The sequence below is a fragment of the Nesterenkonia muleiensis genome, from assembly GCF_003600155.1.
Taxonomy (GTDB): domain Bacteria; phylum Actinomycetota; class Actinomycetes; order Actinomycetales; family Micrococcaceae; genus Nesterenkonia; species Nesterenkonia muleiensis.
In genome coordinates this window covers 405499-425227 of sequence record NZ_QWLD01000040.1, presented here as the reverse complement: position 1 = coordinate 425227, position 19729 = coordinate 405499, and the positions used below count along the sequence as shown (strand labels likewise).

19 protein-coding genes and 1 riboswitch are annotated in these 19729 nt (G+C 62.7%); of the genes, 11 read left to right on the top strand and 8 right to left on the bottom strand.

Annotated features, from left to right (window positions below):
- Positions 1-102: 102 nt before the first annotated feature.
- The gene (locus DVO78_RS13135) at positions 103-501 is read right to left on the bottom strand and encodes a DUF3054 domain-containing protein (protein WP_120005321.1); all 399 of its coding nucleotides are present in this window, start codon (positions 499-501) and stop codon (positions 103-105) included.
- 389 nt (positions 502-890) lie between these two features.
- Positions 891-972: riboswitch (ZMP/ZTP riboswitch) on the top strand.
- 21 nt (positions 973-993) lie between these two features.
- Here DVO78_RS13135 and DVO78_RS13130 point away from each other — a divergent pair.
- The 4 genes from DVO78_RS13130 (at position 994) to DVO78_RS13115 (ending at position 3796) form a co-directional block, all read left to right on the top strand.
- Positions 994-1830, top strand: a complete 837-nt coding sequence (locus DVO78_RS13130) for a bifunctional 5,10-methylenetetrahydrofolate dehydrogenase/5,10-methenyltetrahydrofolate cyclohydrolase (protein WP_120005320.1) — start codon at positions 994-996, stop codon at positions 1828-1830.
- A gap of 135 nt (positions 1831-1965) precedes the next feature.
- Entirely contained in the window at positions 1966-2472 is a 507-nt protein-coding gene (locus DVO78_RS13125; RefSeq protein WP_120005319.1) for a universal stress protein, read from the top strand.
- A 57-nt stretch (positions 2473-2529) separates the two neighbouring features.
- Entirely contained in the window at positions 2530-3252 is a 723-nt protein-coding gene (locus DVO78_RS13120) for a tyrosine-protein phosphatase (protein WP_120005318.1), read from the top strand.
- 19 nt (positions 3253-3271) lie between these two features.
- Positions 3272-3796: an SPFH domain-containing protein gene (locus DVO78_RS13115; RefSeq protein WP_157984036.1), complete on the top strand. Its 525-nt coding sequence runs from the start codon at positions 3272-3274 to the stop codon at positions 3794-3796.
- Positions 3797-3823: 27 nt separating this feature from the next.
- On the opposite strand, the gene DVO78_RS13110 is transcribed toward DVO78_RS13115, so the two are convergent.
- Both DVO78_RS13110 and DVO78_RS13105 read right to left on the bottom strand, forming a co-directional pair.
- Positions 3824-4243: a type II toxin-antitoxin system VapC family toxin gene (locus DVO78_RS13110; RefSeq protein WP_120005316.1), complete on the bottom strand. Its 420-nt coding sequence runs from the start codon at positions 4241-4243 to the stop codon at positions 3824-3826.
- On the bottom strand, positions 4240-4494 hold the full coding sequence (locus tag DVO78_RS13105) for a FitA-like ribbon-helix-helix domain-containing protein (protein WP_120005315.1): 255 nt from the start codon (positions 4492-4494) through the stop codon (positions 4240-4242). Before DVO78_RS13105 ends, DVO78_RS13110 begins: the two co-directional genes overlap by 4 nt.
- Before the next feature lie 82 nt (positions 4495-4576).
- Between DVO78_RS13105 and DVO78_RS13100 the strand changes: the two genes are divergently transcribed.
- From DVO78_RS13100 to DVO78_RS13085, 4 genes are all read left to right on the top strand, one after another.
- A complete protein-coding gene (locus tag DVO78_RS13100; protein ID WP_120005314.1) occupies positions 4577-5302 on the top strand; it encodes a VOC family protein in 726 nt (241 codons plus the stop codon).
- An 83-nt stretch (positions 5303-5385) separates the two neighbouring features.
- Positions 5386-5871: an NfeD family protein gene (locus DVO78_RS13095; protein WP_120005401.1), complete on the top strand. Its 486-nt coding sequence runs from the start codon at positions 5386-5388 to the stop codon at positions 5869-5871.
- A 36-nt stretch (positions 5872-5907) separates the two neighbouring features.
- On the top strand, positions 5908-7278 hold the full coding sequence (locus DVO78_RS13090) for an SPFH domain-containing protein (protein ID WP_120005313.1): 1371 nt from the start codon (positions 5908-5910) through the stop codon (positions 7276-7278).
- A gap of 67 nt (positions 7279-7345) precedes the next feature.
- Positions 7346-7687, top strand: coding sequence for an RNA polymerase-binding protein RbpA (locus DVO78_RS13085; RefSeq protein ID WP_120005312.1), 342 nt, complete (start codon positions 7346-7348; stop codon positions 7685-7687).
- Positions 7688-7704: 17 nt separating this feature from the next.
- Here the strand turns inward: DVO78_RS13085 and DVO78_RS13080 are convergent, their stop codons facing one another.
- The 3 genes from DVO78_RS13080 to DVO78_RS13070 are packed head-to-tail and all read right to left on the bottom strand — an operon-like array spanning position 7705 to position 12536.
- Entirely contained in the window at positions 7705-8445 is a 741-nt protein-coding gene (locus DVO78_RS13080; protein WP_120005311.1) for a polyprenol monophosphomannose synthase, read from the bottom strand.
- Positions 8446-8455: 10 nt separating this feature from the next.
- Positions 8456-9631 (bottom strand): hypothetical protein, encoded by a 1176-nt coding sequence (locus DVO78_RS13075; RefSeq protein ID WP_157984035.1) that lies wholly within the window; start codon positions 9629-9631, stop codon positions 8456-8458.
- Positions 9612-12536 carry a DEAD/DEAH box helicase gene (locus DVO78_RS13070; RefSeq protein WP_120005309.1) on the bottom strand — a complete coding sequence of 975 codons (2925 nt, stop codon included), beginning with the start codon at positions 12534-12536 and terminating at the stop codon, positions 9612-9614. The genes DVO78_RS13075 and DVO78_RS13070 overlap by 20 nt, the downstream gene beginning before the upstream one ends.
- A gap of 90 nt (positions 12537-12626) precedes the next feature.
- On the opposite strand from DVO78_RS13070, the gene DVO78_RS13065 reads away from it, so the two are divergent.
- Positions 12627-13874 carry an MFS transporter gene (locus tag DVO78_RS13065; RefSeq protein ID WP_238385292.1) on the top strand — a complete coding sequence of 416 codons (1248 nt, stop codon included), beginning with the start codon at positions 12627-12629 and terminating at the stop codon, positions 13872-13874.
- On the opposite strand, the gene DVO78_RS13060 is transcribed toward DVO78_RS13065, so the two are convergent.
- Entirely contained in the window at positions 13871-14893 is a 1023-nt protein-coding gene (locus DVO78_RS13060) for a LacI family DNA-binding transcriptional regulator (RefSeq protein ID WP_120005308.1), read from the bottom strand. The genes DVO78_RS13065 and DVO78_RS13060 overlap by 4 nt on opposite strands.
- 14 nt (positions 14894-14907) lie before the next feature.
- The gene (locus tag DVO78_RS13055) at positions 14908-16596 is read right to left on the bottom strand and encodes a glycoside hydrolase family 13 protein (RefSeq protein WP_120005307.1); all 1689 of its coding nucleotides are present in this window, start codon (positions 16594-16596) and stop codon (positions 14908-14910) included.
- 201 nt (positions 16597-16797) lie between these two features.
- On the opposite strand from DVO78_RS13055, the gene DVO78_RS13050 reads away from it, so the two are divergent.
- Positions 16798-18081 (top strand): sugar ABC transporter substrate-binding protein, encoded by a 1284-nt coding sequence (locus tag DVO78_RS13050; RefSeq protein ID WP_120005306.1) that lies wholly within the window; start codon positions 16798-16800, stop codon positions 18079-18081.
- Between the two features lie 3 nt (positions 18082-18084).
- Positions 18085-19728 carry an ABC transporter permease subunit gene (locus DVO78_RS13045; RefSeq protein ID WP_120005305.1) on the top strand — a complete coding sequence of 548 codons (1644 nt, stop codon included), beginning with the start codon at positions 18085-18087 and terminating at the stop codon, positions 19726-19728.
- Position 19729: the final 1 nt, after the last annotated feature.

Here is a 19729-nt window from a genome sequence, read left to right as displayed (position 1 = left end):
GTACCGATGTGCAGCTGAGTTTCAGCTGGACATGACCCGGAGGTTGTATCCGAGTTTTGCGTTATGTTTCCGCAGGTCAGGAGGATATCTCGCAGCGCGAGGTCAGTGCGAGTCAGCTGGGAGCAGGAGCTTGGCGAGCAGGCGCCGGCCCAGCAGAAGAACAGTCAGGGATGCTGTGGCGACCAGGACGAAGGGGACTTCGACACCTCCATCGGTGAAGAAGTGCCGCATCATCATGCCCCAGGCAACGGTGAACAGCACCAGAAAAACACCAGAGGGCCAGAGCTGGTCCGGGGACCGCCAGGAGAAGGTGATCCACCAGCCCAGCACCACACCCAGGACAAAGGGCCAGGCAGTGGTCCAGATATCTGATGGCCCGAGCCCGGAGTCATGCGAGATGTTGCCCAGCACGGCGAACAGCACCACGAGCACAATGTCGGCAGCCAAACAGGCTGCCGATCGTTTCGGAGCCTTGGTGCGGTGAGAGATCTCGTGACTCATAGCCCCATTCCACCAGATCAGCGAGCGCCACGCTGGAGAACGCAGCAACTTTGAGCGCGACGACGCACTGATCTAACGCACTCTCATCACCACCGTTGTGCTGGGAGAGCTGTACCTCGGTGTTGAGATCGTCCAGAACTACGCCAGCAGCGTGGCAGAAATGCGCACTTCGGGCCGGAGCATCCCGGTCAACGATGCATATATCGCCGCGGCTTCCACCACGACCGGCGCAAAACTCTGCACACTATAATGTTCGCCATTTTGAGCATTATCCAGGGCTTGAGGTGATCAGCCCACTCTCATAGTCACTACCGCTGCAGGCACCCTTTGAGCCTTCAGAATGCTTGGCGGCGGTCAGGGGAGGTGGGCGGCAATCCACCTCGCGTAGACTTGAGCCGCACGACTGGCGCAGGGTGGACCACCACCGGGGAGTGCAAGGCAGAGCTGACATCGACCGCCTGGGTGTCCCTCGAATAATTCGAGAGGACGTTTATGGGCGCACAGGCTATCGATGGAGCAGCTGTCGCAGCAAAGCTGCAGGAACGAGTCTCAGAGGAGACGGCCCAGTTCTTCGATGAGCGTGGGCGTCGTCCCTGTCTGGCAACGGTACTTGTGGGCGAAGATCCTGCTTCCCATACCTATGTACGGATGAAACGTCGCCGTACCGCCAAGGTGGGCATGGAGTCACGACACATTGAGCTTCCAGCGGATACCACGACCACTGAGCTCCTGGCGACCATCGAAAAACTCTCGGCGGATCCGGGGATCGACGGAATTCTGCTGCAGCACCCGGTGCCACAACACATTGACGAGCGCGCAGCGTTCGAGGCGATCACGCCGAGTAAAGATGTCGACGGCGTCACGATGCGCAGTTTCGCTGCGATGGCTTTCGGCGAGCCTGGCTTCCACTCATGCACCCCTGGCGGAATTCTGCGGCTGCTGGACGCATACGAGGTAGAACTGGCCGGCAAGCACGCTGTCATTGTCGGCCGCAGCCCTATCCTGGGTAAACCAGTGGGTATGCTGCTGCTCAGCCGGGACGCCACCGTCACTTACTGTCACTCCCGCACAAGTGATCTGGCCGATCATGTGCGCAGAGCAGACGTGGTCGTGGCCGCCGCCGGATCTCCTGAGCTGGTTCGCGGGGAGTGGATCAAAGAAGGCGCAGTTGTCCTCGATGCAGGCTATAACCCTGGCAACGTCGGAGACGTCGACTACATCGGAGCTGCCGAGCGGGCCAGTCTGATCACCCCGGTGCCGGGCGGCGTCGGCCCGATGACGATTGCAGTGCTGCTTGAACAGACACTGGTTGCGGCCCGCCGGAGATAGCGGTTTTACCTTTGTGTAGGGGCAGGAGCAAGCCGTCTTCGGCCAGCGTCTCTATGAAATGCGCGTACAGTATTGTTGCAACAGGTGATCTTCTTCACAAAGGATCGATCTGGATGTCTGTTTGGAAAGGTAACTATGGCTAAAACTATCTTGACCGGCGTGGACAACAGCGAGACTGCCCTGAGGGCAGCAGAGCAGGCAGCAGCCCTGGCCTCGGCCTTTGGAGCCGAGCTGCATGTTTTGTCAGCTTTCAATATCAGCATGGGTGAAACGGTGAGAACCGTTCAGAGCGCAAGTGAGCCCTCGGGCAAGAGCGACGCCTACCGAGGCATCGTCGCCCAATACAGTCAGAACGCTGAGCGGACAGCGTCAACGGTGGTTGACGCTCTGCGCATCAATTTTCCGGATCTGGAGATTACTTCTAAGGTCCGTGAGGGGACGCCGGCTGCTGCGATCCTCGGCGAAGCCGGACAAATCGGAGCAGACATCATCGTGGTGGGCAACAAAAGGGTGCAAGGACCTGCCAGGTTTCTGGGGAGCATCGCGCGAACCGTTGCCAGTGAGGCAGAGTGCGACCTCTATATCGTGAATACTCACCATCCATCGGGGAGAACACAAAAGAACAAACCTGACATAATGTAGATTATCGGCTTTAGTGTGACCGAGCTCCTATGAACGGGCGCATGCGAGACTGATCGAATGCAGAGCCGCTTCACTATTGATGGACTTGCCAACGCCCGCGATCTCGGTGGACTAAACCGAGCAGACGGTTCGAGAACGCCGCCTGGCGTGTTCATCCGCGCCGAGACGCTCGACCGAGTGACTCCATCAGGATGGGAGCGCCTCTCGGCCTACGGGGTCCGCACCGTGATCGACCTGCGACGGCCGCACGAACGAACCGGTGAGATTCCAGATGACGTCCAGCACGTCAACGTAGACCTCGACGGCGACGACCAAGCGTTCTGGGCTCCCCTGGAGGCTGACGGCCGGTGGGGTACGCCGCTCTATTACCTGCCTCACCTTGATGAACTGCCACACCGCCTCACGGAGGTCTTGCGAGCAATCGCAGCCGCCGACGAGGGCGCCGTCCTCTTCCATTGTGGCGCAGGCTGGGATCGAACGGGCCTCGTGGCCGCTGTCCTGCTCCGCGCGCTGGATGTGACAGAAGACGCTGCGGTGGCCGACTACCTTGCGTCTTTCTCGAACGCGGAGGCCATGGCCACGCTTCACCAACGCTCCTTCGAGGCTGAGGAGCGGCGAGAGGTTCTCGCTCGTTTCGGCCATACCGCAGAGACGGCCTTCCGAGCCGCCTACCAGAACCTCGATCTGGATGAGTGGTTCGGCCGGACCGATATCGACCCCGCAACCCGCCTCGCTGTCACGACCTGGCGAGGATATGCCACTGCCAGTGCGTTGCGCTGAAAACGGTAGCCTGGAATGCGTGAATGCCTCTGCGTTTCTGATGACCGCCGTGCTGTTGCTGCTTGTCCTCATTGTTGTGGTGGCTGTGGTGAGGAGCATCAAACGTGTTCCCCATGGACGAGCTGCCGTCGTGGAGCGCCTGGGAAGGTTCCACCGAGTCGCCGACCGGCCGGGCACAATCCTGTTGCTGCCCCTTTTTGACCGCGTTGCGCACTGGGTGGATATGACCGAGCAGCAGATCGAGTATCCGCCAGCACCTGTGCCGACTAAAGACAAGCATGAGGTGGTCGTCTCCGGAACGGTCCGGCTACAGGTGGCGGACCCTCGTGCCGCCGTCTACGAGATTCTCGACTACCAGACCGCGGTCCAGCAGGTGACGCTGACGACCACGCATAACATCATCGGCGGAATGACCCGCCAGGATTCATTCTCCGCTCGTGGATCACTGTCCAGAGCCGTTGGTACAGAGCTCAACAAGCATGCGACCAGGTGGGGCCTGCGTGTCCTCGAGGTCCGCATTGAGGATATCTCCCCCACCTTATGAGTGCATGCAGTATGCGGCTCTCATGCTTTAAACTTCCCAGGGGTTAATCAGACGCAAGCCCAAGTCCGCGAAGTCCTTGGTGTTGCGCGTAGCGAGCTCGGCATCATAAGACATGGCAATAGCGGCGATCTGCGCATCGGCGGTCTCTATTGGCCGGCCTCCCGACCTTCGGGCGGCACGGATCTCACCGTAATATCGGCTGGCGCGATGGTCGAAGGAGAGAACGGCACCTCCAAAGTCATGCTCGATGATGGACTCGACCATCATCGAAGTCGCCTGGCGACGCCTGCCGTCGGGCATTTGGGCAACCCCGGCGCGCAGCTCAGCGGCCGTGATTGAGGTGATCGCGAGCTTTTGCCACATTTGCGCATCGAGCCAGACGATGACTGCTGCGGACGGATCTGGCCGAAATGTCTCCGAGACGATGTTCGTATCCAGGATGATCATGTCATCTCACCAAAGTCGACAGCGCGTGCTGGGCTGCCTTCTCTGGGTGGGACTTCAAACTCCGGAGAACCCGCTGCGAGAAAACGCTGATGAATCGTGGTGCCCAACCCGTATTTTGGCCTCTCCCCTGTCACTGAACGCTCAAGGATCTCCCGGGCCTCTGCCTCCATCGAGTGCCCCTTCTGTGCCGCGCGGACACGAATCCGCTCCTTGGCGTCGTCGTCAATTCCCCTGATCAGCATGTCCGCCATAAGATCACTCCTATTCCCCAACGATATCAATGATAGCGCATTGGCTTCACCGCGAAACGCCTCCGAACTGTAGTGTGAGTCCATGTTCTTGGAGAATCTGGTTTTCGATGCTGTGGATCCTCAGCGATTGGGTAAATTCTGGGAGGCTGTTGTCGGCGGCGAACGGCTCACTGATGACGACGGCATCTACGAGACACGGATGACTGTGGATGACGGCCCTGTGCTGGACCTGTGCTTCCAGCGTGTGCCCGAGCCGGCCTCGGAGCCGCTGCGTTTCCACCTCGATCTCCATGGAGGGGCACGCCAGGCCGAAGAGGTTGAGCGCCTGATCAGCTTAGGCGCCTCTCAGCTGGACATCGGCCAGGGCGATGTCCCCTGGGTTGTCCTGGCCGACCCGGAGGGCAATCCGTGCTGCGTGATGGAAGAGCGTGCCGTGTACACGGAGACCGGACCTATCGCGGCACTCCCCCTTGACTGCGCCGATCCGAACGTCTCGGCTGATTTCTGGGCCTGGCTCACCGGATGGGCAGAGGCACCGGGCATTGCGCCTCGGACACTTCGCCATCTCTCCGGACGGGGTCCGCTGCTTGAAATGTGTCCTGAAGTCCAGAGTAAGGGGCCAGGGAAGAACCGTCTTCACCTGGATGTTCGCCTGGAGCCCGGTGAGGATCCCGATGAGGTCGCGGCAGGAATAGCTGAGCGCGGGGGTCAGGAGCTGCATCCTGATTGGGGCGATATGCCATGGCGGACCTACGCCGATCCTTCGGGGAACGAATTCTGCATCCTCTCCGCACGAACAGCCACCTAGCTGGTCGCCTCGACGCAGTTACCAGGGCCGGATAGGGTTGAGAAGGACAGTTGGTGCAGGTCACCGCTGAGAAGGAGGTCAGCATGATTGAGTGGTTCGGTGAGAACCTCTGGGCCGCCTGGCTCGCTCTGACCTTTGTGCTGGCCGTGGTCGAGTCCTTTGTGCTGGACCTGATGTTCCTGATGCTCGCCGTCGGAGCTCTTGCCGCCATGACAGTGTCTCTGGCCGGCGGGGCGGCATGGATGCAGGTAGTGATCGGCTCAGTCACCGCCCTGCTGATGCTGGGCGCTGTACGGCCCATCGCGCTGAAGCACCTCAAGAAGGGTCCTGAGGATCAGTTGACCAATATTGACCGGATGCAGGGCATGGAGGCCCACACCATCGAGACCGTCACCGACTCTTCAGGGTTGGCAGAGGTAGACGGCGACACCTGGACCGCACGCGCAGCCGGTGATTACCAGATCGAACCCGGCGCAGCGGCGCTGGTGGAGTCGGTGGACGGGGCCACGGTGTACCTCAAGCCTTCTCCACGCATCGACTGGAACGATCCACAGGCGCGTGAAGCCTGACATGTACATCGCAATCGAACAGGACGGATAGCCGACATGCCTGAAATAGTCGTGATCGTGGTACTCCTGGCGTTGGTGGCCTTCGTGGTGGTGATGCTCGCCCAGAGCGTGCGCATCATCCCGCAGGCCCGCGCCGGCATCATTGAGCGCCTCGGCAAGTACCAGCGCACCCAAGGGCCCGGCCTGACCCTGCTGGTGCCTTTCATCGACCGGTTGCTGCCCAAGCTGGATATGCGCGAACAGGTCGTCTCCTTTCCGCCCCAGCCGGTCATCACCGAGGACAACCTGGTGGTCTCCATCGACACCGTCGTCTACTTCCAGATCACCGATCCCAAAGCCGCCACCTATGAGATCCAGAACTACATCGTCGCTGTCGAGCAGCTGACCACCACCACTCTGCGTAATGTGGTCGGCGGAATGAACCTTGAAGAGGCTCTGACCTCCCGGGACCAGATCAACTCCATGCTGCGCGGAGAGCTGGACAAGGTCACCGGACGTTGGGGCATCCGGGTGGCCCGGGTGGAGCTGAAGGCTATCGACCCGCCGCACAGCATCCAGGACTCCATGGAGCAGCAGATGCGCGCTGAGCGCAGTCGCCGTGCCGCGATCCTCACGGCCGAAGGCAATAAGCAGTCGGCGATCCTCAACGCCGAGGGCGAGCGGCAAGCCGCGATCCTGCAGGCTGAAGGTGAGGCCCAATCCAGGATTCTCTCCGCAAACGCCGAGGCCCAGGCCATCGAAACGGTGTTCAACGCCGTGCATGCCTCTGAGCCGAGCCCCGAACTGCTCTCTTACCAATACCTGCAGACCCTGCCGGAGATGGCCAAGTCCGAATCCAACACCATGTTCGTCATCCCCGGCGAATTCGGCGAAGCCCTCAAATCACTCTCTGGTGCTTTCGGCGGCGACGATGCCCGGGACGGCGGCCTGTCCTTCGAAGAGCGTGAGAAGGCGCTGGAAGCCCGTGCCGACCGGCTCAAGAGACGCCGGGAGGAAGAGGCACGCACCCAGGACATCAAGGGCAAACCCGGAATCTCCAGTGCGATCGCTGATCTGGCCGAATCAGCCCGCTCCACATCGGTCACCGATGAGAACTCGCACTACCTGAGCTCCAAAGAACTGGAGGAGGAGGCCCGTAAGGCGGAGCACGGAAACGCCTCCGCTGCCAGGTCGGCGCCCGGGCTCCACGAGGGCAGTGCCGAAACGCTCAAGCGAGTGGCCGAAACCGCTCCCCCGGAGGCCGACTCCCCTCTTGAGGGTGAGTCCGCGCCCACCGGCTGGGATGCGCCCTCCAACGCGGCGCAGGAGGCCATCAGCTCACCACCGGCTTGGAACGACAGTGGCGACGAGGATCCCCACTATGTCGAACCTGAGGAGCAGGATTCTGAGGGGCCGCGGAATAACTGAGCTGGCGGCATCGTTGCGCTACCGGAGAAGACTACGTTAAAGAGAGACTTTTAGTTAAGGAGCAGCGATGAGTGATCGCAGCCTGCGCGGTATGCGCCTGGGCGCACAGTCCATGGAGACTGAATCCGGTGTGGAGCCAGCCCCCCGGCAGAACGTTGAGTACGTCTGCGAAGACGGCGAGAAGATCACTGTCACCTTCGCAGCAGAGGCCGAGATCCCCGCGACGTGGACAGCCGTCTCCGGCAAGGTCGGGGTGCTCGCAGAGGGCGGAGCACCCGACGAAGAGCCGGAGAAACCGGTGCGTACCCACTGGGATATGCTTCTGGAACGGCGTGGTGAGGATGAGCTTGAGGACATCCTCAAAGACCGGCTGAAGATTCTGCGTGAAAAGCGCGGCGAGAAGGTCTAGACCAGACTCTCTCTGTGCTACCCGCTGAAGGCCCTGGCTCTTCTTGCCAGGGCCTTTGCGCGTGCGGTGAGGCCCCATTTGGTGACGTTAGCCACCGCTTCCACCACGATCCCGCCACTCATCTTCGACTCTCCCAGGGTGCGCTCCACAAAGGTGATCGGCACTTCTGTGATGGTCTTGCCCTGCCCGGCGACTCGGAAGGTCATATCCACCTGGAAGCCGTATCCGACAGATTCGATCGAACTGAGATCGATATCCTCCAAGGTGCTGCGGCGGAACACCCTGAACCCCGCAGTGATATCGCGGACCTTCAGTCCCAGCAGAGTCCGTGAGTAGAGGCTGCCGGCCCGGGAGATCAGCTCCCGGTGCAGCGGCCAGTTCACCACAGAGCCCCCAGAGACCCAGCGCGAGCCGATCACCAGGTCAGCTGTCTCAATGGCCGCCAACAGGTCCGGGAGCTGTTCAGGCTGATGGGAGCCATCGGCGTCGAGTTCCACAAAGGCGTCGTAGTCGCGTTCAAGACCCCAGGTGAAACCGGCGATATAAGCCCCGCCCAGACCGTCTTTCTTCGTCCGGTGGAGCACATGGATGTGATCATCAGCCGCGCTCATCTGTTCGGCCAGCTCACCGGTGCCGTCGGGGCTGTTGTCATCCACTATCAGCACATCAGTCTCGGGGACTGCGGCACGGAGCCGATCCACTGTGGTGGGCAGTGCCTCGATCTCGTTATAGGTGGGGATGATGGTCAGGGTCTTCATAGACTCCAATCTACCGCCCGCGGATGATGGTGCTGACCAGCCGCGGAAGTGTTTCTCCATCCAGATAGGGCAGCATTGGAGTACGTGCGCGGGTATCGGTGCTCCAGGCCGATACTGTCGAATTCGGCGTCTGCACCGCCACCGCCTCCACCTCCCATACCGCGTAGGTCGCCGCACTGCCCGGATTCAGCTGACCTGCGGAGACTGGAGCATCCGGCAGCGAACGGTAGGCGCCCCGGGTCTGGGCATTGAAGGCAGCCCGCGCCGAGACCGGGTCAGTGTGGTGATGAACATGGTGTGAGACCAACTCCCAGGGATTCTCCCCCTCCCCCGGTGCCGCGGAGGTCGGCACACCGACCGCCAGAGCTGTGGCCACATGGCCCGGCCCGGTCAGCAGCACGTGAACCCCAGTGTTGAGCAGCTGCTCCCACAAGCTTCTTTCCGCGGAGTCGAAGCCCACCAGGACCGTCGGCGTAGACGGTGAGGGTGTCTGCCTCAGCTCCCGCAGGTGCTTCTGCGATGTCACCACAGAATCGACGACGACGCCGGGTTCACAGCCGCGGCAGTCCAGCAGCAGCTGCCTGCCCGCTTCGGCAGACCAAGACCGCACGCCCAGCAGATTCGGCTGGATCTCAGTAAGGTCCAGCGCTACCGCCACCTCCCGCCCCTGAGCATCCAGCTCATCCAACAGGTCCAGCAGATCATTGACCGGAGCGATCGATGGCGCTCCCCCGTCTGCGGTCACACCCCGCAGCAGGACTGCCGGCCAGACATCCACCGGATGATCGGCGGCAACCTGCAGCACCTCGTAGAGATGCTGCACAGTGGAGGCCCTGGCCTCATCTGCGATGTCGGTGACCTCCAGCTCGGTGACCAGCCGAAGCGCCGAGTAGCCCAGCTGATGTGCCGCTGTATCGAGGATCTGAGCCACAGCACCGCCATCAAGCTCGGGCGCGGTGAGACTCACCATCCCCACAAAGGCCGGTGCCACCAGGGCCCGGTCCAGGTCATGGACGAAGAACCGCTCCTCGCGCAGCCGTTCAGCCGTCTCATCACTCCCCAACCAAGCCACCTGACCGTCCTCGACGACCATTGCCTCGGCGTAGGGCTCAGCGGTGGAGTGAATGGTGCCGTTGTACAGCAGGGCCGGCGGGTGGGTGGGCTGCTCAGAGGTCACTGGAGGCATCTGAATCGTAATCTTCCTCTGCGGACTGGTAGACGACTGATGAGTAGGAGACCACTCCCCTGGCGATGAGGTCCACAGCCTCCTGGCACCGGCTGGTGAACCGGGCGCTGGCAGTAGGCACCGCGGAGATCTGGTCGAGGGTGTCGATGCACTGCTTGGCCCAGCGCACAAAATCACCTGCTGCCAGCGGGGACTCCTCGAGCGCAGACTTCAGGCTCGTCCCGGTGGCCCAGGAGTACATCGGGAGGCTCAGGCCCAGCTCCGGAGCGTCAGTGGGCTCCAGGTGGTGACGCTTCTCCAGAGCCTCAAGCTCAGCGTGCACCTCAAGGGCCGAACGCACCGCGGCGGAGAGCTTCTTGGTGGGCATCTGCGGCATCGCTCCCTCGTCCTCACGCTTGGCCTGGTAGACCAGTAGCGTGGAGAAGGCGGCAAGCTCTTCGGCACCGAGCTGATCCAGCACTCCACGGTCCATGAGCAGCTCGGTGAACAGGTCCCGCTCACCGTAGATCCTGCGCAGCCGCTGGCCGCGGGCGGTGACCAGGAACTCCTCGGCGTTGAACTCTTCGTGCAGGGGTGCGCCAGTGGGGATCTTCTCCTCCTGGGCAGGCTGCAGATGCCCGAGTTCGAAGAGGACCCCACAGACCCGGTCGAAGGTCTTGGCGATGGACCCGGTCCGCCGGTCGATCTTCGCCTTGAGCTGGTCTGTCTCCCGGCGCAGCTTCCACCAACGCTCAGCCCACCGGGCGTGCTCCTCCCTGTCGGAACAGGAGTGGCAGGGGTGTTTGCGCAGCTGGGACTCAAGTTGCTCCACACTGGGATGCGAGCCGGCGTCGTCGTCGGTGAATCCGAATCCCGGCTGGGATGCGTTCTTCCGGGGCGGGGTGCGTTCTCGCAGAGCATTGCGCATGGCCGAGGCCAGGTCCCGCCTGATCTTGGGCACTTTGACCTGCGGTTTCCTCGGCAGGCGGATACTGGCGATGACCTCCGGCGGCTGTGCGAAATCTTCCACGGTCACATTGCGCAGCTTGCCGTCCTCAGTGATCACCCCGGGGCGCGGGTCATGTTCGGGCGCCGAGTGAACAACCAGGCAATCACCCAGACGACGGCGCCCACCGACCTCGATCACGTCCCCCGGCTCCAAAGCACTGAGCAGCCGGACGATCTCTGTCCTGCGCTGTCTGTTGCGGGCTTTGGCCTGGTCCTTCTGCTGCTCATTGAGCCGACGGCGCAGTTCGGCGTACTCGCCGAAGTCTCCCAGATGGCAGGCCATGGCGTCCTGGTACCCCTCCAGTGAGGACTCGCGTTTGGCCACATCGCGGGCCAGCCCGACCACTGCCCGGTCAGCCTGGAACTGGGCGAAGGAGGACTCCAGGATCGTGCGAGCCCGGCGGCGTCCGAACTGTGCGGTGAGGTTGACCGCCATGTTGTAGCTGGGTCGAAAACTCGAGTTCAGCGGATAGGTCCGTTTGGAGGCAAGACCCGCTACCTGACGCGGGTCCATCCCAGGCTGCCAGACCACTACGGCGTGACCCTCCACGTCGATCCCGCGGCGCCCCGCCCGCCCGGTGAGCTGCGTGTACTCACCGGGGGTGATGTCCTGGTGGCTCTCTCCGTTGAACTTGTCCAGCTTCTCCAGCACCACGGTTCGTGCCGGCATGTTGATCCCCAGGGCCAGGGTCTCAGTGGCGAACACCACCTTCAGCAGGCCTTCGGCGTAGAGGTTCTCCACCAGTTCCTTGAACGGGGGCAACATGCCTGCATGATGAGCGGCTATGCCGCTGATCAGAGCCTCACGGAAACTGTCGAAGCCCAGAACGGCAAGGTCCTCGGCCGGTAGTTCCCAGCCCATGGCCTCCACGCGAGAGGCGATCTCCTGAGCCTCCTGCTTCGTGGTCAGCTGGATGCCGTGGTGCAGACACTGCTCCACAGCGGCTTCGCAGCCTGCTCGGGAGAAGATGAAGTCGATGCAGGGCAGCAGGCCTTCCCGGTCCAGCGCTCTGATCGTCCGGGGGCGGCTCAGCCGTGGAGCACCCTTGGGAGTACCGGAGAGCCGGGAGACCTCTCCCCCGCCTCGTTGTGCTGAGCGGCTGAAGTCCCGGCGGTGGTCACGTCTGCCTCTGCCCCGGCCGCGGTGGCCCCCGGAGCGGCGTGAGGCAGGCGCCTGGGAATAGTGGGAGAGCCTCTGCAGCTCGGGGTTGACCAGTTGGGCTACGCCCTCGTTCCTCTCGGAGACGAACAGGTCGAGAAGCTGGTAGTCGACCAGCATGTGCTGCCACAGCGGCACCGGGCGGTGCTCGGAGACCACCACAGCAGTTTCACCACGAACGGTGTCCAGCCAGGCGCCGAACTCCTCGGCATTGGAGACTGTGGCTGAGAGCGCAGCCACCTGCACCGACTCCGGCAGATGGATGATGACTTCCTCCCACACCGCACCGCGGAAGCGATCAGCCAAATAGTGAACCTCGTCCATCACCACGAACCCCAGCTCCGCCAGCGTGCCGGAGTCCTGATAGAGCATGTTGCGCAACACCTCTGTGGTCATCACCACCACGGGAGCCTCGGAGTTGATGGAGGTGTCACCGGTGAGCAGGCCCACCCGATCTGAGCCGTATTGCTGGCGAAGCTCCTGGAACTTCTGGTTGCTCAGCGCTTTGATCGGAGTGGTGTAGAAGGTCTTCTTGCCCTGGACCAGTGCCAGGTGGACGGCGAACTCCCCCACAATCGTCTTGCCCGCTCCGGTCGGTGCTGCCACCAGAACCGCCCTACCGTCTTCGAGGTGGCGGCAGGATTCGCGCTGGAAGTCATCGAGGTCAAACGACTGATGGGCGGTGAAGACGCCGAGCTGGGTCTTTGCCTCAGCTGCGCGGCGCCGAGATTCAGCGTAGCGCTGGGCCGGTGAGGACATCGTTGGCTCGCTTCCCTCCTGGTGCTTCGCACGAGCCGGACACCCGGCTCGCTCACTGCTAACCCTACCGTGCGAGTAGAGTGTGGAGACGTGACCAAAGCCGCAGCTCAGCCCACCTTCCCCTTCAGGGACGTCGTGCTGGGGGCGCTCATCCCGGCGTTCATCTTCAGCACCGGAATCGGAGCGATGCTGCCGATCATCGCCCCCTACAGCGTGGAGCGCGGGGCGAGCCTGGCAATGGCCGGTGTGATCGCCGCCATGCTGCCGGTGGGCCAGATTCTGGCGGACCTTCCGGCCGGTCAGCTGGCCGCCAAGATCGGTGACCGTCCCGCCATGCTGGTGGCAGGTTCTGTGGCGGCCCTCGGCTTCCTCGCTGCTGCCCTGGCCCCCTCCGTGATCACCCTGGGTGCGGCTGTTCTGCTGGTCGGCGCATCCAACGCGGTCTTCCATCTGGCCCGGCATTCCTATCTCACTGAGGTGACACCGGCTTTTCATCGCGCCACGGTGCTCTCCACCCTCGGCGGGGTGCATCGGATCGGGCAGTTCGTCGGCCCCTTCCTGGGTGCAGCGGTGATCTACTTCTTCGACATGAGCACGGTGTTCTTCATCGCGGTGGTGACCGCCCTGGCGGCCACCGTCACTGTGTGGCTGGCACGCCCCACCAGGAAGAAGAAGGACGACGCCGCCGCAACTTCGGTCACTGAAGCACTCACCAAGCCGCGCTTCTGGACCGTCCTCAACGAGCAGCGCCGAATGCTGCTCACCCTGGGCACGGTAGGGATGCTGGTCGGCGCGATCCGGGGTGCCCGCCAGCAGGTCATCCCGCTGTGGGGCGAATACATCGAACTCGACCCCACCACCATCTCGCTGCTGTTCGGCCTGGCGGGCGGGATCGACATGCTGCTCTTCTACCCGGCGGGCAAGGTGATGGACAAGCTGGGCAGGCTCTGGGTCGGTGTCCCGGCGATGACCATGCTGGGGCTGGCGATGGCGTTGTTCCCCGTGACCTCCACAGCCACCGGGCTGGCCGTGGTGGCCATGCTGCTGGGCTTCGCCAACGGCTGCGGCTCAGGCATCATGATGACCATCGCCTCAGACATCTCTCCCCCGCAGGCCCGTCCGCAGTTCCTGGGCGCATGGCGGCTGCTGACCGATATCGGCCTGGGTTCAGGCCCGCTGATCCTTTCCGCTGGTGCCGCGCTGGGCTCACTGGCCGCTGGGGTGTGGGCGGCATCGTTCATCGGCCCGCTGGCCGCCGCCGGTATGCAGCGCTGGCTGCCCCGATACTCCGACCACGCCAACCGGAGCACCCGCCGCCGCGCCGGCCTCATCGATTAGGGCGAGCCGTCCACAGCCTGTGAAGGCGCTGCACTGGTGGACCGCACTACCAGCTCGAAGGGAAGCTCGACATCGCCGTTGCCTCGTCCCTCGACCCGGCCCAGAATATGCTCAGCGGCAGTCCGCCCTTGTCCCACAGGATGCTGGTCCACTGTGGTGAGACCGAACAGCTCACCCAGCTCATGACCGTCCACCCCCACCACCGAGACCTGATGCGGTACCTGGACGCCCAGATCTTTCGCCGCCAGCAGGGCACCGATCGCCATCTCATCGGAGGCAGCGACCAGGCCGGTCATCGCTGCGGCTGGCGAGCCGAACAGCTGTTTGGCCACTTGGTAGCCTCCGGCGATGGTGAAGTCGGCGGCCCGAGACAGCTGAACATGGGGTTCAACGCCGAAGTCCCGCAGAGCCTCGCTGAAGCCTTCTCGGCGCTGAGTAGGCACGTGGTAGTCCGCATCGAAGGCCTGATCGCCGCCGATGTATCCGATGTTCCGGTGCCCCAGTGAGAGCAGATGCTCAGCAGCCAGGCGGATCAGCCCCTGATCGTTGACAGACATGCTGGGCAGGTCCTGCAGCGCTCCACCGAGCACAATCACCGGAAGATCCAGCTGCTTCAGCTGCTCGGCCTCCCAGTCATCGAGCTCCAGAGCCAGCACAATGACCCCGTCCACACGGCGGCGCTGCAGAAAGGCTCGGAAGATCTCATGCCGCAGCTGAGGGTCGCTGGTGACGTTGTAGAGAGTGAGGTCGAAGCCGGCCCTGGTCAGTGTGTCCGATATTCCGGTCAGCACCGAGTTGAAGAACCACCGATGCAAATCGGGGGTCATCACCCCGATGCTGCGGCTGCGTCCTGAAGCCAGGCTCGATGCCGCAGAAGAGACCACGTAGCCCAGTTGCTCAGCGGCCTCCAGCACCCGATCCCGGGTGGCAGGCGAGACATGACCTCGGCCGCTGAGCGCGCGCGAGACGGTGGCAGAGGACACTCCTGCCGTGCGTGCGACCTCGTCCAGGCTGACCACAGAGCTCCCTCCTCTCAGTGAGAGTGATTCTGCCTCAACCATACTGTGGTGTCAGCGTGAATCTCCCTGCCGTCTAGCGGGCGGCTGGTCACCAGGACCTCCGCCCCAGACGGCAGATCCACCGGCTCACCGCTGATATTGGCAATCACGATAACCTCCCGATTCTGGAACGCCAGCACACCTTCGCCGTAGCCCTCGATCCATTCGATCTCACCTGTACCCAACCCCAGGTCGCGGCGCAGCCGCAGCAGCGCTCGGTACAGAGACAAGGTGGATCCTGGATCGGCCTGCTGCCGGTCACGGGCCAGTGATGCCCAGCGGGCGGGCTGAGGCAGCCAAGACTCTCCGGTGCGGTTGAACCCATAGGCAGGTTGATCAGCATCCCAGGGCAGCGGAACCCGGCACCCGTCGCGGCCGACCTTCTCGCCGTTGGTCCTGAACCAGGTGGGATCCTGCCGTGACTCCGCAGGCAGGTCGTGGACCTCATCGAGACCCAGCTCCTCGCCCTGATAGATATAGGCCGACCCGGGCAGGGCCAGCATCAGGGCTGTGGCGGCCTGGCCTCGGAGCACCGCGTCATCGTACTCGGGAATCCCGGGGAAGTCCGGGCCGATTCCGGTGCCCTGAGCAGGTTCGGAGGTCAGGGAGAGCCTGGTGGTGTGACGGATCACATCATGGTTGGACAGCACCCAGGTGCCAGGCGCGCCGACACCGCCGAAGGCACTCACCGATCGCTCGATGATCGAACGCAGCTCCGCTGCCTCCCACGGGGCAAGCAGGTACTCGAAGTTGAACGTCTGGTGCATCTCATCCGGCCGCACCCACAGGGCCATCGACTCCACCGAGGACGTCCACGCCTCACCGCAGAGTGCGCGGTCTCCGCTGTACTGATTGAGCAGCTTCCGCCAGTCCCGGTAGATCTCGTGCACACCGGGCTGTTCGAAGTAGGGAGCAGGGGTTTCCTCTCCCCCCATGGACGCCGCCTCTGGGTCCGGGGTGTAGTCGGCGAAGTCCTGGTCCTTGACCAGCCCATGGGCCACATCCACACGGAATCCGTCTACTCCTCGGTCCAGCCAGAACCGCAGAATGCGCCGAAACTCCTCCTTGACCTCCTCATTGGACCAGTCGAAGTCCGGCTGGCTGGAGTCGAACAGATGCAGATACCACTGACCGAGACTTCCGTCTGCCTCAGTGACTCGGGTCCAGGCCGGCCCCCCGAAGATCGACTGCCAGTTGTTCGGCGGCAGCTCTCCGTCCTCTCCCCGGCCATTACGGAAGATGTATCGCTTCCGCTCTGGGCTCTCCGGGCGCGCGGTGAGTGCCTGCTGAAACCAGATGTGCTGATCAGATGAGTGGTTCGGCACCAGGTCGACGATGATCCGGATCCCCCGAGCATGCGCTGCGGCAAGTAGGTCGTCGAAGTCGGCCAGGGTTCCGAAGAGCGGATCGACGTCACAGTAGTCCGCGACATCGTATCCGGCATCCTTCTGCGGCGAGGTCATGAAGGGACTGAGCCAGAGTGCATCAATGCCGAGGTCTTGCAGGTCGCCCATCCGGGCCGTGATCCCGGGAAGGTCGCCGATTCCATCACCATTGGCATCGGCGAATGAGCGTGGGTAGATCTGATAGATCACCGCACTGCGCCACCATTCCCGGCCGGCGTCCGCTGCGGGGGGGTGATGCGGATCATGATGTGGAGTCATAGTAGCACCCTACATGGAAGCGCTTGCATAAGCCATATCACAGCCGATGGTGCGGATAAATCGCAGTTTGACTGGAGGTAATGTGCCTTGCTTGCACCGCGAGCTACAGTTGCGTAGATCACATTATCTGGTCATACTGGAAGCGCTTGCACATCATCACTCGGGCCGCAAGCATTCCGACTCCACACAGAGAGGCACACCATGAGCACCAATGCCACAGGACTGAACCGCATCACCGCTGTGCTCGGCATCTCCGCACTGGCGCTGACCGCCTGCGGAGGCACTGGGGGCGAAGAAGCCGCTGAGACCGATGACACCGCCGAGAGCGCCGGCAACGGAGAGGACAGTGCTGAGCTTGAAGCCTCCGGTGAGCTGACGGTCTGGGTAGATGCTGACCGCGCCGATGTGCTCGCTGATGCAGCAGCTGACTTCGAGTCAGACACCGGGATCGCCGTCAACCTGGTGCAGCAGGACTTCGGTGAGATTCGTGATCAATTCGTCTCCCAGGTGCCCACCGGAGAAGGGCCGGACATCGCCGTCGGCGCCCACGACTGGCTGGGTGTGTTGGTGACCAATGGAGTGGCCGCACCGGTCGAGCTCGGCGACGCCCTGGGGGATTTCGAAGATGTGGCGGTCGAGGCGTGGTCCTACGACGGACAGGTCTACGGCGTGCCCTACTCGATCGAGAACATTGCCCTGCTGCGCAACGCCGACCTAGTCGACGAGGCTCCGGAGTCCTTCGACGAGATGATCCAGCTCGGTGAGGAATCCGGCGCCAGCTACCCGTTCGTGGTGGGCTTGGACCCGCAACAGGCAGACCCTTACCACCTCTACCCCTTCCAGATGTCTTTCGGCGCACCGGTCTTCGGCCAGAATGAGGACGGAAGCTACAACCCCGAGGAACTGCTCATCGGCAATGAGGGAGGAGCCGACTTCGCCCAGTGGTTGTCCGATCAGGGCGATGCGGGGGTGCTGAACACCAATATCGACGGCGATCTCGCCTCGGAGACCTTCGACGATGGCGACGCGGCCTTCCAGCTGACCGGTCCGTGGAATGTGCCCAGCGCACTGGAGGCCGGCATCAGTGTTGAAGTCGATGCCATCCCCAGCGCCGGTGACCAGGACGCACAGCCCTTCGCCGGGGTGCAGGGCTTCTTCCTCTCCGCGCAGAGCGAGAACACCCTGGCCGCGACGACTTTCTTGGTCGACTACATCGGCTCCGCCGAGGTCCAGACTGCTCTCTACGAGGTGGGCGGACGCGCTCCGGCATTATCGGAGTCCTTCGAATCCGCGCTCTCCGACGACGATATCGTGGCGGGCTTCGGCGAGGTGGGCGCTGAGGCCGTGCCCATGCCATCGGTCCCTGAGATGGGGGCTGTCTGGGACTTCTGGGGTGCGAGCCAAACTGCGATCATCAATGGTGAGGGTGATCCGGTGACGCTCTGGGAGCAGATGGCAGACGACATCGACGGAGCCATCGAGTAAGACATGACGGAGACGACCACCACCACCGGACCAAAGCCGGAGCAGTCCAAGAAGCTCACCCGCCGGCAGAAGCAGGCGGGCAGGATCATCGATGCCACCTCGATGGGATGGAAGCTGATCCTGTTCAAGATCGTCGTGCTGGGTCTTCTGTGCGCAACAGCGGTCTACGCATCCCTGGTGCTGTTCATGAACGAACGATGGCTTGTCGGCTCACTGGTGGTGGTCGGTGCCGCCGCACTGACCTGGATCTATCTGCAGCGAGGTGCGCTTCCGGCCAAATACCTGGCCCCAGGCCTGGTCTTTCTGCTGATTTTTCAGATCTTCGTGGTCCTCTACTCCGGATATGTGGCCTTCACCAACTACGGCACCGGTCACAACTCCACCAAGGAACATGCGGTGCACGCCATCATGCTCCAGACCCAGGACAGGGTGCCGGACTCTGCCACCTATCAGGTGTCGATCCTCGAAGAGTCAGGGGATCTGCTGAGCACCGATGAGCTCTACTTCGCTGTGACCAGCGCTGAGGGTGAGGTGTACATCGGTGCAGAGGAAGCTCCGCTGGAGCTCACCGATGAGGCCACAGTCGAGGACGGCAGGGTCGTGGCCGTCGAGGGCTACGAGATTCTGCCCTTCGCGGAACTGCTGAACCGGCAGCAGGAGATCACGAACCTGGTGGTCCCGATGAGTGAGGACCCGAATGCCGGATACCTGCGGACCCAGGACGGCCAGCGGGCATACGTCTACACCTCGAGGTACGAGTACAACGAGGCTCAGGGCACGATGACCAACTCGGAGACCGGAACGGTGTACGCCGACACCGGTGAGGGTGCCTTCATCAGTGAGGAGGGCGAAAAGCTCCTGCCTGGCTGGCGGATCCAAGTGGGGATGGACAACTTCATCCGAGCTGTCACCGAGGATTCCATCCGCGGTCCGCTGATCTATGTCACGATCTGGACCTTCGCGTTCGCTCTGCTTTCAGTGGTCACCACGTTCGTTCTGGGGCTCTTCCTGGCAGTGGTCTTCAACGACAAGCGCATGAAGTCCAGGAAGTACTACCGGCTGGTGATGATCCTGCCCTACGCCTTCCCGGGGTTCCTCTCGGCACTGGTCTGGGCCGGGATGATGAACCAAGAGTTCGGCTTCATCAACAATGTTCTCTTCGGTGGTGCGGCCATCCCCTGGCTCACTGATCCCTGGCTGGCGAAGATCAGCATCCTAATCGTGAACCTGTGGCTCGGCTTCCCGTACATGTTCCTGGTGTGCACCGGCGCCCTGCAGTCCATCCCCGAGGAACTGACAGAAGCCGCCCAGGTCGACGGTGCCAGACCCTTCCAAGCATTCCGCAGCATCAAACTGCCACTGCTGCTCACCGCTCTGGCACCTCTGCTGATCAGTGCCTTCGCCTTCAACTTCAACAACTTCAACCTGGTGTACATGCTCACGGGCGGCGGGCCCCGTGACGTCTCCGCCGGGGTCAACGTCGGTTCCACCGACATTCTGATCTCGATGGTCTACAAAGTGGCCTTCGTTGGATCACAGGCAGACTACGGCCTTGCCAGCGCCTTCTCGATCCTGATCTTCATCATCGTAGGAACCATCTCCGTGCTGGCCTTCCGCAAGACCAAAGCACTCGAGGAGCTGAACTGAT